Here is a 14,755-nt window from a genome sequence, read left to right as displayed (position 1 = left end):
CCCGATCATGTCACTGGCGGGGGCGCACGTGAACGACATCGCCGGCACCGACCGTGAAGGTCCCGTCCGGGGTGCTGACCACCAACGCACCCCGGCCGTCGACGTCGAGCGCCTCGCCGCGGCGTACCTCCACACCGTCCGGTCCACCCGGCAGGTGGACGTCCACCGTGCGTCCGAGCGTGGAGCAGACGTCGGAGTACGCCGCGCGCAGCGCGTCGGTGTCACCGAGCAGGCCCTGGAGCCCGTGCAGCGAGCCGAGCACCTGGCCGAGCAGGTCGGTGCGGTCGACCCGCTCCGAGGTCTCGAGCTCGATCGAGGTCGCCAGGGCCACGGGGAGCTCGTCGAGGCCCTGGGAGACGTTGATGCCCACCCCGACCACCGCCGCGGGCCCGGTCGGGGTCTCGATCCGCTCGACCAGGATCCCGGCCAGCTTGCGCTCCTCCACGAGCACGTCGTTGGGCCACTTGAGGGCGATCTCGGGGATGCGGTCGGCGACGGCGGCCTGGACGGCGTACCCCGTCAGGAGCGGGAGCCAGGTCCAGTCCTGGGCGGGCAGGTCGGGTCGCAGCAGGACGGAGAACGTCAGCGACGCGCGCGCCGGGGTCTCCCAGACCCGGTCGAGTCGTCCCCGGCCCGCGGTCTGGTGCTCGGTCACCACGACGAGGCCCTCGTCCTCACCGGCGCGGGCGCGCTCGGCGACCGCCGCGTTGGTCGACGGCGTGGCCTCGGTGACCTCGACACGCCAGCCGGCGGGGGCCACGATGCGGTCGGGGTCGAGTGCTGGGCGAGGTGCCGGCGCGGACGTCATGGGCACTACATTGGCGCACGCAGACAACAGGAGGCCACACGACGTGAGTGCACAGGTGCAGCCCGGTGAGGGCACGGACGTCCCCGGAGGGGACAGCGACATCGACATCCACACGACGGCGGGCAAGCTCGCCGACCTCGAGCGGCGCCTCGACGAGGCGGTCCACGCAGGCTCCGCGAAGGCGATCGAGAAGCAGCACGCGAAGGGTCGCAAGACCGCCCGCGAGCGCATCGAGCTGCTCTTCGACGAGGGCTCCTTCGTCGAGCTCGACGAGCTCGCCCGGCACCGGTCGACCGCGTTCGGCCTCCAGGACCGGCGCCCCTACGGCGACGGCGTCGTCACCGGCTACGGCTCGGTCGACGGCCGCCAGGTCTGCGTCTTCTCCCAGGACTTCACCGTCTTCGGCGGCTCGCTCGGCGAGGTCTACGGCGAGAAGATCACCAAGGTGATGGACCTCGCCATCAAGACCGGCTGCCCGATCATCGGGATCAACGAGGGCGCCGGCGCCCGCATCCAGGAGGGCGTCGTCTCGCTCGGCCTGTACGGCGAGATCTTCCGTCGCAACGTCCACGCCTCCGGTGTCATCCCCCAGATCTCGATGATCATGGGCAACTGCGCCGGCGGGCACGTCTACTCCCCCGCGGTCACCGACTTCACGATCATGGTCGACAAGACCTCCGCGATGTTCATCACCGGCCCCGACGTCATCAAGACCGTCACCGGCGAGGACGTCACCATCGAGGAGCTCGGCGGCGCCCGCACCCACAACACCAAGTCCGGCAACGCCCACTACATGGCCTCCGACGAGGAGGACGCCATCGAGTACGTCAAGGCGCTGCTGTCCTACCTCCCGCAGAACAACCTCGACGAGCCCGTGGTCTACGACGAGCCCGCCGACCTCGAGGTCAACGACCTCGACCGGTCCCTCGACACGATCGTCCCCGACGGGGCCAACCAGCCCTACGACATGCACACCGTCATCGAGGCCGTGCTCGACGACCAGGAGTTCCTCGAGGTCCAGCCGCTCTTCGCGCCCAACATCATCATCGGCTACGGCCGCGTCGAGGGCCGACCCGTCGGCATCGTCGCCAACCAGCCGATGCAGTTCGCCGGCACCCTCGACATCGACGCCTCCGAGAAGGCCGCCCGCTTCGTGCGCACCTGCGACGCCTTCAACATCCCCGTGCTCACCTTCGTCGACGTGCCCGGCTTCCTGCCCGGCACCGACCAGGAGTACAACGGCATCATCCGCCGCGGCGCCAAGCTCATCTACGCCTACGCCGAGGCCACCGTCCCGCTCATCACCGTCATCACCCGCAAGGCCTACGGCGGCGCCTACGACGTGATGGGCTCCAAGCACCTCGGCGCCGACATCAACGTCTCCTGGCCCACCGGCCAGATCGCCGTGATGGGCGCCCAGGGCGCGGTCAACATCCTCTACCGCAAGGAGATCGCGGAGGCCGAGAAGGCCGGCAACGTCGAGGAGCGCCGCGCCGAGCTCGTCCAGGAGTACGACGACACGCTCGCCAACCCCTACATCGCGGCCGAGCGCGGCTACATCGACGCCGTCATCTCCCCCCACGAGACCCGCTCCGAGATCGTCCGCTCCCTGCGGCTGCTGCGCTCCAAGCGCGAGACCCTGCCGCCCAAGAAGCACGGAAACATCCCGCTGTGAGCGACAGCGAGAGCCCGGCGAGCGGAGCGAGCCAGGGCGACCACGACACCGCCGCAGGCCCGCTGCTGCGCGTCGTCAACCCCGACGCCACCCCCGAGGAGGTCGCGGCCCTGGTGGCCGTGCTCGCCGCCCTCGGGTCGGTCGGCGGCGAGCCGCCGCGGCGTCGTACGCCTGAGTGGTCGGCGCCGCACCGCGGCGTCCGCCGGACCCACCTCAGCGGCCCCGGCGGCTGGCGGTCCAGCGGGCTGGCCCGCTAGCCGGTCGTGGTGGGCGGGGCCGGGCGACCTCAGAGCCAGCCCATCCGCCGGGCGACGGCGGCCGCCTCGTGTCGGTTGGCGGCGCCCAGCTTGGTGGCCGCGCTGGACAGGTAGTTGCGGACCGTCCCGGGCGAGAGGTGCACCCGGCGGGCGATCTCGTCGACCTGCGCCCCGTCTGCGGCGGCGTCGAGGACGTCGGCCTCGCGAGGGGTGAGCGGCGAGTCACCGGCCGCGATGGCCTCCGCGGCCAGCTCGGGGTCGACGTGCCGACCGCCGGCGTGCACCGTGCGCACGACGTCGGCCAGCGTGGCCGCGGAGCTCGTCTTCGGAAGGAACCCGCTGACCCCGCTCGCCAGCGCCCGCTTGAGGTAGCCCGGCCGGCCGTGGCTGGTCACGATGAGGGCGCGGCAGCCGGGGACGGCCTCGGCCAGCCGCTCGGCGAGGGTGATGCCGTCCTCGTCGGGGAGCTGCAGGTCGAGCACCGCCACGTCCGGGGAGACCCCGCGTGCGAGGGCCAGGCCCTCGGCGGCGGTGCCGGCCTGGGCCACGACCTCGAGGTCGTCCTCGAGGTCCAGCATCTGCGCGAGGGCGGTGCGGATCAGGTGCTCGTCGTCGACGAGGAGGACGCGGATCATGCGTGCTCCCCGGGCACGACGCGGAGCTCGAAGTGCTCTCCGTCGCGGGCGGTCTCGATCGCGGCCCCCAGCGGGGCGACCAGCTCGCCCAGCCCCACCAGCCCGTGGCCTCCGGTGCCGGCGGGGGCGGCCCCGTCGTTGCGGATGGCCACGACCCCGTCGTCGTACGTCATGGTCACGAGAGTGGCACGCGAGTGGCGCAGCACGTTGGTGACCGCCTCGCGGACGACCCGTGCGACCGGCTCGGCCCACGGCTCGGGGAGACCGGCAAGGTCGGCGCGTGACTCGATGCCCGCGGACCGCAGCAGGGACCGGGCGCCCTCGAGCTCGTGGTCGAGGTCGACGGGCCGGTAGCCCCGGGCCAGCTCGCGCGCCTCGCGCAGTGCCGTGTGGGCGGTGGCACGGACGTCCCCGAGGGTGCCGGCGGCGCGCTCGTCCCCGCGGGCGACGTACGCACTGGCGAGCTCGGCCTGCACGGCGATCTCGGACAGCCGCCGGCCCAGGACGTCGTGCACGTCGCGTGAGAAGCGCAGCCGCTCCTCGGCGACGGCGAGGGCGGCCCCGGTGCGGCGGCCGGTCTCGAGCTCCTCCACCACCCGGAGGAGCCACAGCGAGCTGCGCACGGTGAAGACGAGGAACGCGGCCACGGCGGCGGCGTACGCCGCCAGGCCGAGGTCGTGGCTGGTGGTCCATCCGAGCACGGGGCTGACCGCGACGACGGCCCACCACACCCGCCGGTCCTCCACGCCCGCGAGACCCCAGGAGAGCCCGAAGACCACGAACATGGCCAGGCTGAAGCCGCTCTCGGGCGGTCGCGTCCACGCGACGACCAGGCCGACGGCTGACCCTCCTAGCAGCAGACCGAGCGCGACGCGATCGGGTGCCCGGGGAGCGTCGACCGCGAGGACCGCGCGCAGGCAGAGGAGTCCGCCCGCGGTCAGGACGAGGGCGAGCCCCACCGCGAAGGCGTCCAGGACCGGCTCGGGCAGCGTCGCGACCGCGCTGCCGACGGCGAGCACCATGAAGAAGACGAACAGGAAGTAGAGCGACCCGACGACGTAGAGCCGCACCCGCTCGATGGGGGTGCGCTCCGACCAGCGGAGCGGAGTGGTGGGTCGCGGCACGGCACCGATCCTTCCAGACGCCCTCGCCGCCGGGGGTGCCCACGAGGTCACGGACGCGGCTCCCACGGCATCGACCGCGCGACGAGCGACAGGCCCAGCACCGTCCAGGCGACCAGGACCGCGAGCCCCGGCCCGGCGGCGGTGGCCGTCTCCAGCAGGGCGAGCTGCGAGCCGTCGTCGGCGACCCCGAACCACGCGGCCTGCACGACCTCCTCGACCGCCGCCCCCGGGAGCACGACCAGCCAGTCGTGGGCGTCCTCGGGCAGCACGACCCGGAAGAGGCCGGCCATCGTCAGCAGGATCACCGGGGCGCTGGTGAGCTGCGCGGCCTCCGCGTTGCGGGTCCACGCGGCGGTCCACAGGGCGAGGGCGACGAAGGCCGTGCAGGCCACCAGCATGCCGAGGAGCATGACCGGCACGTTGGCCGGCGCCGAGAAGCCGAGCAGCGGCGTCGCCACCATGGTGACCAGGCAGATCAGCAGCGCGACCCCGACTCCCGGCAGCGCCAGCGACAGCAGGATCTCGCCGTCGCGCACCTCGCCGGTGCGCAGCCGCTTGAGGACCAGCTCGTCGCGTCGGGTCACGACCACCGAGAGCAGGTTGTAGTAGACGGGGAAGAGCAGGGCCATCGACAGCACGGTGGCGACCGTCGCGAGGCCCGCGCCGGGCTGTGCGGGGTCCTGGGAGAAGAGGAGCGTCAGGGCCAGCAGCGGGACGGCGAAGGCGTAGAAGGTGGCCAGCCGGTTGCGCAGCAGCAGGCGGGTGTTGGTCGCGGCGAGGCCACGGACGCGCCGGGTCCCGGCGGCGAGGTCGAGGGCGGTGCTCATCGGAGGGCTCCTTCGAGGGTCGGGTCGGTGAGGTCGTCGGCCGGCTCGGCGGTCCCTTCCTCGCGGGCGATGCGCAGGAAGACCGCCTCGAGGCTCGGGCTGGTGACGGTCAGGTCGGCGAGCACCACGCGGTGCTCGTCGGCCCAGCGCAGCAGGGTGGACAGGGTGGGCTGGAGGTCGGCCGTGCGGATCTCGGTGCGACCCCGGTCGACACGGACCTCCGCGGGCAGGCGCGGCAGGTCGCGTCCGAGGTCGGAGAAGCCGATGGTGGAGGGCTCCCCCGCCACGATCTGCGCCACGGTGCCCTCGCTCACGACCCGGCCGGCGCGCATGATCGACACCTGGTCGGCGAGCTGCTCGGCCTCGTCGAGGAAGTGGGTCGTGAGCAGGACCGTCCCGCCCGCGTCGCGCAGGCCCTCGATGAGGTCCCACACCGCCCGCCGGCTCTCCGGGTCCAGCCCGGTGGTCGGCTCGTCGAGCATCACCACGTCGGGACGACCCATGAGCGTGCACGCCAGGTCGAGGCGGCGCAGCTCGCCGCCCGACAGGTTGCGGGCGGCGACGTCGCGGCGACCGAGGAGGTCCAGCATCCCGAGGGACTCCTCCAGGGGCCGGGGGTCGCTCACCGTGGTCGCCCACATCTGCAGCGTCTCCGCGACGGTCAGGTCGCCGACGAAGCCGGTGCGCTGGAGGAGCACGCCGGTGCGGCGGCGTACGTCCGCGCGGTCCCGGACCGGGTGCAGGCCCAGCACGCGAACCTCACCGGAGGAAGCGGGCGCGAGTCCCTCGACGACCTCCATCGTGGACGTCTTGCCCGCCCCGTTGACGCCGAGCAGTGCGTGGATGGTGCCCCGGACGACCGCGAGGTCCACGCCGCGCACGGCGGTGAAGGCGTCGGCGCCGGAGCCGTAGGTGCGGATCAGGTCCCGCACCTCGATGGCCAGGTCGGTGCTGGTCGCTGCGTCCCCGGGTGCTGTGGTCATGGCTCCAGCCTTCCGGGGCGGGTCTCCGCGCGGCAGTGCGTGGTGTCACCGGGTGCCGTGCGGCGTGCACGGAAAGCGGGTGACAAACCTCATGCGAGGCGTCGTAGGGTCGCCCCCGTGACCGAGACCGCGCCCGCCCGCACCATCGATGCCATCTGCGACCAGTTCGTCGAGGACTACTGCGCCCTCGACCCGATCGCGGCCACCTACTACGGCGTGGCCGGGCACGACGACCGCCTGCCCGACTACTCGCCCGCCGGGTACGACGCCCGCGTCGCCCTCGTACGCCGCGCGGTCGAGGCCGTGGAGGCCGCGACGCCCGTCGACGACCGCGAGGCCGCGGCCCGCGACTCGTTCCTCGAGCGGCACCGCCTCGAGCTGGAGATGGAGGACGCCGGCATCTCGCGCTGCATGGTGTCAGTCATCGACAGCGCCATCCACGGGATGCGCCAGGTCTTCGACCTCATGCCCACCGAGGGCGACGCCGCGCTCGAGGCGATCGACGCCCGGCTCGCGGCCGTCCCCGCGGCTGTCCAGGGCTATCGCGTCACGCTCGCCGACGAGGCCGCCCGTGGCCGGGTGTCGGCGTCGGCGCAGTACGCCAAGGTCGTCGAGCAGATCCGCGGCTGGACCGGCGAGACGGGCGAGAGCGGTGACTTCTTCGGCGGCCTGGTCGAGCGCTGCGCCCCCGCCGGCGAGCTGGCCGACCGGATGCGCGAGCACGCCCGCGCAGCCACCCGTGCCTTCGCCGACTTCGGGCTCTTCCTGTCCGACGAGCTCGAGCCGCGGGGCCGCGACAAGGAGGCCGTGGGGCGCGAGCACTACGCGCTGACCAGCCGCTACTTCCTCGGTGCGACGGTCGACCTCGAGGAGACCTACGCCTGGGGCTGGCAGGAGCTCAAGCGACTCGCCGACGACATGGCGGCCACCGCCGACCGCATCCTGCCGGGCGCGACGGTCGCCGAGGCGGTCGCCCACCTCGACGCCGACCCCGCCCGCGTGGTGCACGGTCGCGAGGCCTTCTGCGACTGGATGCAGGAGCTCGCCGACCGGACGCTGGCCGACATGGCCGACGTGCACTTCGACATCCCCGAGCCCATCCGGCGCATCGAGTGCATGCTCGCCCCCACCAACGACGGCGGCATCTACTACACCGGCCCCTCGGAGGACTTCGTGCGCCCGGGCCGGATGTGGTGGTCGGTGCCCGACGGCATCGAGGACTTCTACCCCTGGCGCGAGGTCACCACGGTCTTCCACGAGGGCGTGCCGGGACACCACCTCCAGGTCGCCCAGACGGCGTACCGCAGCGAGAGCCTCAACCGCTGGCAGCGACTCATGTGCTGGGTCAGCGGCCACGGCGAGGGCTGGGCGCTGTACGCCGAGCGGCTGATGGACGACCTCGGCTACCTGGCCGACCCGGCCGACCGCCTCGGGATGCTGGACGGCCAGTCGTTCCGGGCCGCCCGGGTGGTCGTCGACATCGGCATGCACCTCGAGCTCGAGATCCCGGCTGACAACCCGTTCGGCTTCCACCCCGGGGAGACGTGGACCCCCGAGCTGGGCCGCGAGTTCCTCGGCGACCACAGCCAGATCGAGCCGGACGTCCTGGACTTCGAGATCAACCGCTACCTGGGCTGGCCGGGGCAGGCGCCGTCGTACAAGATCGGCGAGCGCATCTGGCTCCAGGCCCGCGACGACGTCCGCGCCCGGCAGGGTGACGACTTCGACCTCAAGGCCTTCCACCGCGCGGCGCTCGACCTCGGCTCGCTCGGCCTCGACCCGCTGCGGGCGGCGCTGGGTCGCCTGTGATGCTCGTCCTCGCCTCCGCATCGCCGGCTCGCCTCTCCACCCTCCGCGCCGCGGGGATCGACCCGCAGGTGATCGTCAGCGGCGTCGACGAGTCCCGGCTCGACGGACTGCCGCCGGCCGAGCTGGCGCTCCAGCTGGCCGAGCTCAAGTGCGCGGCCGTGGCGACCCGTGACGACCTGCCGGGCGAGGCGCTGGTGCTCGGCTGCGACTCCGTGCTCGAGCTCGACGGCGCGGCGCTGGGCAAGCCCGCGTCCGCCGCCGACGCGGTCGAGCGGTGGCGCGCGATGCGTGGGCGCTCCGGCGTGCTGCACACCGGGCACTGCCTGCGCGAGGCGGCGTCCGGGCGCGTCGCCGCGGCGACGGCGAGCACCACGGTCCACTTCGCCGACGTCAGTGACGCCGAGATCGCGGCGTACGTCGCGACCGGAGAGCCGCTGTGGGTCGCGGGCGCCTTCACCATCGACGGACTCGGCGGCGCGTTCGTCACCGGGATCGAGGGCGACCACCACAACGTGGTCGGCGTCAGCCTGCCGCTGCTGCGCGACCTCGTGGCCGAGCTCGGCCACGAGTGGACGGGGCTGTGGACCTGAGCGACGGGCGGGTCAGCCGGGCTTGACCGCGATCACCGGGCACGTCGCGTCGATGATGACGCGCTGCGCCACGCTGCCCATGATCAGCTTGCCCACCGGCGTGCGGTGCCGGATGCCGATCACGATCGCGTCGGCCGCGACCTCCTTGGCCACGGCGAGGATCTCGTCGGCGATGTCGCGCCCCATGGTCTGGCGCAGCTCGTGCTCGACGCCGCTGGCGGTCAGCTGCTCCTCGAGGGTCACCTTCCCGTCCTCACCGAGGTAGCGGCGATCGACCAGGGCGTCGCCCTTGGTGCTGTTGACCACCACGACGCCGGTGCCGCGGCGCTGCGCCTCCGCGATTCCGTGGGCGAGGGCGGCCTCGCCGTACTCGTCCGGGATGTAGCCGATCACGACAGCCATCAGGAGACCTCCGACTCGTTGGACGTGGGTGTGGGGACGTTGCTGTTCTTGCGGGCCCAGAGGGTGGGCACGATGAGGGCGAGCAGGATGAGCACGTAGACGAAGATCGCGATCGGCTCGTTGAAGAGCCCGCTCACCTCGCCGTTGGACAGGTCCAGCGCCTCGCGCATCTTGGTCTCCATCAGCGGACCGATGATGACGCCCAGGATGAGCGGCAGGATCGGGATGCCGAAGCGGCGTACGGCGAACCCGACGGCGCCGAAGACGAGCAGCAGGAAGATGTCGAACGCGCTCTGGTTGACCGCGTAGGCACCGAGCGAGGCGAAGAACAGGATGCCGGCGTAGAGCTGGGGCCGCGGGATCCGCAGCAGCCTGGCCCACAGCGGGGCGAGCGGCAGGTTGATGACCAGCAGCAGCGTGTTGCCGATGAGCAGGCTGGCCAGCAGGGTCCACACCAGGTCCGCCTGGTCGGCCATCAGGGTCGGCCCCGGCACGATGCCGTAGGTGCGCATCGCGGCCAGCAGCACGGCGGCCGTCGCGGTCACCGGCAGGCCGAGGGCCAGCAGCGGCACGAACATGCCGGCCGCGCTGGCGTTGTTGGCCGCCTCGGGCCCGGCGACGCCCTCGATGGCCCCGTGGCCGAACTCGTCGGACTTGCGCGACAGGCGCCGCTCCAGGACGTAGGAGAGGAAGGTCGGGGTCTCGGCACCGCCGGCGGGCAGGGCGCCGAAGGGGAAGCCGATGGCCGTGCCCCGCAGCCAGGGGCGCCACGAGCGCGACCAGTCCTCGCGACTCATGTAGGGACGACCGACCGGGATCACGTCGAGCGGCGCCCGGCGCAGGTGCGCCGCGATCCACATGGCCTCGCCGATCGCGAAGATGCCGACCGCCACGACCACGATGTCGATGCCGTCCGCCAGCTGGAGGACACCGCCGGTGAGGCGCGCCTGGCCGGTCGAGAGGTCGAGGCCCACCAGCCCGATGGTGAGGCCGATGGCGAGACCGATGAAGCCGCGCAGCTTGGACGAGCCGAGCACCGCCGTGACGAGCACCAGCGACAGCAGCATGATCGCGAAGAACGACGGCGCCCCGATCTCGACGGCCAGGTCGGCGAGCGCCGGGGTGAAGAAGGCGACCAGCAGGGTGCCGATGGTGCCGGCGATGAAGGAGCCGATGGCGGCGGTGGCCAGCGCCTGCGCGGCGCGGCCCTTCTTGGCCATCTTGTTGCCCTCGATGGCCGTCATCACCGAGGCGGACTCGCCCGGGGTGTTGAGCAGGATCGAGGTCGTCGACCCGCCGTACATGCCGCCGTAGTAGATGCCGGCGAAGAGGATGAACGACTGCGTCGGCTCGAGGCCGAAGGTGATCGGCAGCAGCAGCGCGACGGCCATGGCCGGGCCGATGCCGGGCAGCACGCCGACGAAGGTGCCGAGCAGGACGCCGGCCGCGGCGAAGGCGAGGTTCTGCGGGGTGAGGGCGTTGGCGAAGCCGTCGAGGAGCAGGTTGAGGGTGTCCATCTCAGAGCACCCCGTCCAGGATCCCGGGGGCGAGCGGCACGTCGAGGCCGACGTAGAAGAAGTACCAGGTGCTGACGGCGAGGACGACACCCACGATCAGGTCTCGGACCAGGGTGCGCGATCCCAGCGCCCAGGCGCAGCCGGCGAAGAGCAGCCCCCCGGTCACGGCCCAGCCGAGCAGGTTGACCAGCAACATGTTGAGCACGAGGATCCCGGACAGCTTGCCGACGGTGAGCCAGTCGGGAGGGCTGGTCAGGTCGATGTCCTCGCCCTCCTCACCCTGGGCCACGTCGCCGCGGGCGGTGGCCAGCGCCAGCAGGACGGCCAGCAGCACCATCGAGGCGCCGACGACGTAGGGGAAGACGCGTGGTCCGACCGGGTCGCCGAAGCCCACGTTGAGGCCACGGGCGTCGATCATCGTCCACAGCCCGACGACGGCGAGGACGGCGGCCAGGCCGTACTGCGCCTTGTCGACCTGGACGGGCTCGGTGCGGGTCGGCTCGGTGTCGGCCATCAGATCAGCCCCAGATCCGTGAGGGTGGTCGAGACCCGGGAGTCCTGCTCCTGCAGGAACGCCTCGAACTCATCACCGGTGATGAAGTCGTCGGTCCAGCCGTTGTCGGCCACCGTCTGCTGCCACTCCTCGGTCTCGTGCATGGTCTCGAGGTAGGCGATGAGCTCGTCGCGACGCTCGTCGGAGATGTCCGGCGGGGCCAGGAGCCCACGCCAGTTGAGGAAGACGAGGTCGATGCCCGACTCGGTCAGCGTGGGCACGTCGGCGAAGGCGTCCTGCGGCGAACGCTCCTCGCCGGAGACGGCCAGCATCCGCAGCTCGCCGTCCTCGACGCTGCCGAGGAACTCGGCGGGCCCGGAGAACCCGGCATCGATCTTGCTGCCCAGCAGCGCACTGGTGAGCGGACCGCCGCCGTCGTAGGACACGTAGTTGACGTCCCGGGGGTCGATGCCGACCGTGTCGGCCAGCTGCATCGGGAAGAGGTGGTCGGGCCCGCCCGGAGAGGAGCCGCCGCCGATGGCCAGGGAAGACGGATCCGCCTTCCACGCCTCGACGAAGTCCTCGACGGTCTCGAAGGGCGAGTCGGCGGGGACCAGGATCCCCTCGGGCTCGCTCATGAGCTGCGCGAGCGGGGTCGCGTCGAGCGGGCCGTAGCCGCTGGCGAAGGAGTACGTCGAGCCGACGACGCCGAGGCCCACCGTCATCATGGTGTGCTCGTCACCGGCCTCGCCGATGAGCTGGGTCATCGCGGCGGCGCCGCCGGCGCCGATGACGTTCTCCACCGTGAAGTCACCGCCGGTGACCTCGTTGTCCTCCATCACGCCCACGGCCGCGCGACCGGTCTGGTCGTAGCCGCCGCCGGGGCTGTTGGGGATGATCATCAGCAGGTCGCGGCTGTCGTCACCGCGGGTCACCCCGCACGCACCCAGCGAGACCGTCAGCCCGAGGATCGTGAGGAGGGCTGTCGTACTTCGTCCCAGCCGTCTCATGCGCCACATCGTGCACCGCGCACCATCACCGTGTCGAGCGCCGGACCTGCGATCTCAGCGCGTGGTGGCGACGCCGTCCTCCACGGTCTCCTCGCGGATCCCGAAGACGAGCTGGCGGGTGAGGACGAAGCGGGCGGCATTGGCCAGCGCCAGCCCGATGACGTTGGCGGACACGTTGTCGGACAGCGGGTCGTCGAGGCCGAGGCCGTTGCGGCTGATCCACAGGCAGGTCATCGGGATCACCATGGTGACGAGGCTGATCGCCAGGAAGGCCGTGCGACCGCCGTCGGGGTGGCGGGTCGTGCGGTGCCGGAAGGCCCACGACCTCGTCCCCCGGTAGGCGACCGCCGTGCCGACGAGGTTGGCGATGACGTAGGCCAGCTGCGGCTGGTCGTTGAGCGGCGCCACGCCGCCGGTGTTGAAGCCGTGGACGAGACCGTTGAACAGGACCACCGCCACGATGGTCGCGCCGAGCCCGACGGCAAGGTACCGCCAGATCTCTCCCGCCAGCCGGCGCCCCGTTGACGTCACCGTGCAAGGCTAGCCCGCTCACCCGCAGCAGCCCGATCGGCGCGACGGTGGTCTGCGCCACTCGGTGCCGGCGGTGGTCTGCGCGACTTCGCGCCCCGGCTTCTCCCACGTCGAGGAAGGCGTGCCGCGCCCGTCCCGGAACCGTCTTTTTCCACATACCCGAAACTGGGTATGGATTCGAACATACGTTCGATATATGATGGATCCATGACCTCCTCCCCCGCACTCGCCGCCGACTCCCTGTCGGCCGTGCAGCGCGGGTTGGCGCACGCCCTCGAGCGCCCCAGCGGGCTCGACGACCACGACCGCGTCGATGCCCTGCGGGCCCTCGAGGAGCTCGTCTGCACCGCCACCGCCGCCCAGGCGGCTCTCGCAGCCGAGCTCGACGCGTCCCAACGAGCCCTCCAGGCCGACGCCGGCACCCGGGCCGCCGAGCAGGGCCGCGGAGTGGCGTCCATCGTCGCCTTCGCGCGGCGCGAGTCCCGCCACCGCGGAGAGCGTCACCTCGGTCTCGCCACGATCGTGCGCACCGAGCTCCCCCACACGTGGGCCGCCTGGTCGACCGGTCACGTCACCGAGTGGACGGCCACCGTCATCGCTCGCGAGACCGCCTGCCTCCCCCTCGAGCACCGTCTCACCGTCGACGAGACGGTCGCCGCGGACGCCGACCACCTCGCCACCCTCGGTCAGCACGAGCTGGTCGGACTCCTGCGCGCCGAGGCGGAGCGCCTCGACCCCGCCTCCGTGGTGGCGCGTCGGCGGCGGGCCGAGTCCGAGCGCAGCGTCACCCTGCGAGCAGCACCCGACACGATGGCCTGGCTCACGGCCCTGCTCCCGGTCAAGGAGGGGGTGGCAGTCCTCGCCACCCTGACGCGCGCGTCCGACAGCGCCCGCGCGTCCGGCGACCTGCGGAGCAAGGGCCAGTTCATGGCGGACACCCTGGTCAGCTCGGTGCTCGGCCGCCAGCCCGCGACCCACGCCACGACCGACCCCATGACCGCCGGCCGGACTCCGGCCGTGCCGGTGTCCCTGGGACTGGTCATGAGCGACTCCGCGCTGCTCGGCACGAGCGACGAGCCCGCACACCTCGACGGCTACGGGCCGGTGCCCGCAGAGCTGGCCCGCGAGATCGTCTGCGACGCCCTGACCCGCGACGAGCAGGTGTGGGTGCGACGGCTCTGGACCCGTCCCACGACCGGTGAGCTCGTCTCCATGGACTCCCGCCAGCGAATCTTCCCGGCCACCCTCGGCCGCTTCGTCCGGCTGCGCGACCGGGTCTGCCGCACCCCGTGGTGCGACGCTCCGATCCGCCACACGGACCACCCCGAGGAGCACTCCCGCGGAGGACCCACGAGCGCTCGCAACAGCCAGGGCCTCTGCGAGGCGTGCAACTACGCCAAGCAGGCCCACGGTTGGCGGGCCCGACACGCGCCGGACGACACCGGCAGCCACGTCATCGAGACCACCCTCCCGACCGGTCACTCCTACCGGTCCCGGGCACCGGCCGTCGCCACGGTCAGGCAAGCGGCGATCCCTCCCCTGCGCATCGACTACGTCCTCGCGGGCTGAGCCGCTCGCCACCATCACTTCTGGGACGATCGAGCCATGTCCCACGGTGACTACAAGGACTTCTTCCGCGGCGCCTGCGACGGTGACCTCGAGCTCGTCCGCCACCACCTGCGGTGCGGCGTCGACGTGGACTTCATCCACCCTGAGCTGATGTCGACCGCGCTTGTCGCTGCGATCGAGGCGGGTCGCGCCGACGTCGCACTCGCCCTGCTCGACCACGGCGCAGATCCCACCTTGCGTTCTCCGCTGGATGCCATGACACCACTGGAGGCCGCCGAGGCGGAAGGACTCGACGCCATTGCCGCGCGATTGCGCGCTGACCCTGATCACCCCCCATCGCCCGGCATCGACTGACAGCCTGCTCTAGTTGACCTGCTTACTTGACTTTCGCCCGTGGCCCGATCACGGTGCACCCGTGACGACGAAACAGGCGGGCGAGCCAGGATTGCGACCATGAGGTGGGCGACCCGCGGCCCCATCACGAGTCGCACGCCAGATGCTGGAACGACCGACGCCGCCGATGCC

The 14,755-nt window shown here is 72.2% G+C and carries 16 protein-coding genes; 6 read left to right on the top strand and 10 right to left on the bottom strand.

All coding sequences use genetic code 11. From position 1 onward, the window contains the following. Positions 1-10: 10 nt before the first annotated feature. Entirely contained in the window at positions 11-808 is a 798-nt protein-coding gene (locus ASG88_RS10475) for a biotin--[acetyl-CoA-carboxylase] ligase (RefSeq protein WP_082600207.1), read from the bottom strand. A gap of 55 nt (positions 809-863) precedes the next feature. On the opposite strand from ASG88_RS10475, the gene ASG88_RS10470 reads away from it, so the two are divergent. Continuing rightward, complete coding sequence (locus tag ASG88_RS10470) at positions 864-2,483, top strand: acyl-CoA carboxylase subunit beta (protein WP_235534803.1); 1,620 nt, start codon at positions 864-866, stop codon at positions 2,481-2,483. Beyond that, positions 2,480-2,740, top strand: coding sequence for an acyl-CoA carboxylase epsilon subunit (locus tag ASG88_RS10465; RefSeq protein ID WP_082600203.1), 261 nt, complete (start codon positions 2,480-2,482; stop codon positions 2,738-2,740). The genes ASG88_RS10470 and ASG88_RS10465 overlap by 4 nt, the downstream gene beginning before the upstream one ends. 29 nt (positions 2,741-2,769) lie before the next feature. Here the strand turns inward: ASG88_RS10465 and ASG88_RS10460 are convergent, their stop codons facing one another. From ASG88_RS10460 to ASG88_RS10445, 4 genes are read right to left on the bottom strand one after another with little or no spacing between them, the layout of a single operon-like run. Next, positions 2,770-3,375 carry a response regulator transcription factor gene (locus ASG88_RS10460; protein WP_056887334.1) on the bottom strand — a complete coding sequence of 202 codons (606 nt, stop codon included), beginning with the start codon at positions 3,373-3,375 and terminating at the stop codon, positions 2,770-2,772. Continuing rightward, a complete protein-coding gene (locus tag ASG88_RS10455) occupies positions 3,372-4,499 on the bottom strand; it encodes a sensor histidine kinase (protein ID WP_056887333.1) in 1,128 nt (375 codons plus the stop codon). The genes ASG88_RS10460 and ASG88_RS10455 overlap by 4 nt, the downstream gene beginning before the upstream one ends. A 47-nt stretch (positions 4,500-4,546) precedes the next feature. Beyond that, positions 4,547-5,326 (bottom strand): ABC transporter permease, encoded by a 780-nt coding sequence (locus ASG88_RS10450; protein WP_056887332.1) that lies wholly within the window; start codon positions 5,324-5,326, stop codon positions 4,547-4,549. After that, positions 5,323-6,309: an ABC transporter ATP-binding protein gene (locus ASG88_RS10445; protein WP_056887331.1), complete on the bottom strand. Its 987-nt coding sequence runs from the start codon at positions 6,307-6,309 to the stop codon at positions 5,323-5,325. Before ASG88_RS10445 ends, ASG88_RS10450 begins: the two co-directional genes overlap by 4 nt. 117 nt (positions 6,310-6,426) lie before the next feature. On the opposite strand from ASG88_RS10445, the gene ASG88_RS10440 reads away from it, so the two are divergent. After that, positions 6,427-8,118 carry a DUF885 domain-containing protein gene (locus tag ASG88_RS10440; protein WP_200956406.1) on the top strand — a complete coding sequence of 564 codons (1,692 nt, stop codon included), beginning with the start codon at positions 6,427-6,429 and terminating at the stop codon, positions 8,116-8,118. Continuing rightward, positions 8,118-8,708, top strand: a complete 591-nt coding sequence (locus ASG88_RS10435; protein WP_056887433.1) for a Maf family protein — start codon at positions 8,118-8,120, stop codon at positions 8,706-8,708. The genes ASG88_RS10440 and ASG88_RS10435 overlap by 1 nt, the downstream gene beginning before the upstream one ends. A gap of 12 nt (positions 8,709-8,720) precedes the next feature. Here ASG88_RS10435 and ASG88_RS10430 read toward each other — a convergent pair whose 3' ends face one another. Genes ASG88_RS10430 through ASG88_RS10410 form a run of 5 tightly spaced genes read right to left on the bottom strand, consistent with a single transcriptional unit; the run spans position 8,721 to position 12,661 of the window. After that, complete coding sequence (locus ASG88_RS10430) at positions 8,721-9,110, bottom strand: universal stress protein (RefSeq protein WP_056887330.1); 390 nt, start codon at positions 9,108-9,110, stop codon at positions 8,721-8,723. Then, the gene (locus ASG88_RS10425; protein WP_056887329.1) at positions 9,110-10,627 is read right to left on the bottom strand and encodes a tripartite tricarboxylate transporter permease; all 1,518 of its coding nucleotides are present in this window, start codon (positions 10,625-10,627) and stop codon (positions 9,110-9,112) included. The genes ASG88_RS10430 and ASG88_RS10425 overlap by 1 nt, the downstream gene beginning before the upstream one ends. A 1-nt stretch (position 10,628) precedes the next feature. Further along, positions 10,629-11,141: a tripartite tricarboxylate transporter TctB family protein gene (locus ASG88_RS10420; protein WP_056887328.1), complete on the bottom strand. Its 513-nt coding sequence runs from the start codon at positions 11,139-11,141 to the stop codon at positions 10,629-10,631. Continuing rightward, positions 11,141-12,130, bottom strand: a complete 990-nt coding sequence (locus ASG88_RS10415; protein ID WP_056887327.1) for a Bug family tripartite tricarboxylate transporter substrate binding protein — start codon at positions 12,128-12,130, stop codon at positions 11,141-11,143. The genes ASG88_RS10420 and ASG88_RS10415 overlap by 1 nt, the downstream gene beginning before the upstream one ends. 54 nt (positions 12,131-12,184) lie before the next feature. Continuing rightward, a complete protein-coding gene (locus ASG88_RS10410; RefSeq protein WP_056887326.1) occupies positions 12,185-12,661 on the bottom strand; it encodes a GtrA family protein in 477 nt (158 codons plus the stop codon). A gap of 207 nt (positions 12,662-12,868) precedes the next feature. On the opposite strand from ASG88_RS10410, the gene ASG88_RS10405 reads away from it, so the two are divergent. After that, positions 12,869-14,230 (top strand): HNH endonuclease, encoded by a 1,362-nt coding sequence (locus ASG88_RS10405; protein WP_056887325.1) that lies wholly within the window; start codon positions 12,869-12,871, stop codon positions 14,228-14,230. Between the two features lie 36 nt (positions 14,231-14,266). Further along, a complete protein-coding gene (locus ASG88_RS10400; protein ID WP_056887324.1) occupies positions 14,267-14,584 on the top strand; it encodes an ankyrin repeat domain-containing protein in 318 nt (105 codons plus the stop codon). The last annotated feature ends 171 nt before the right edge of the window (positions 14,585-14,755 follow it).

This window comes from Nocardioides sp. Soil777 (genome assembly GCF_001428425.1).
Classification (GTDB): domain Bacteria; phylum Actinomycetota; class Actinomycetes; order Propionibacteriales; family Nocardioidaceae; genus Nocardioides; species Nocardioides terrigena.
The sequence above is the reverse complement of the archived record's forward strand: the minus strand, read 5'-3'. Positions and strand labels throughout refer to the sequence as shown.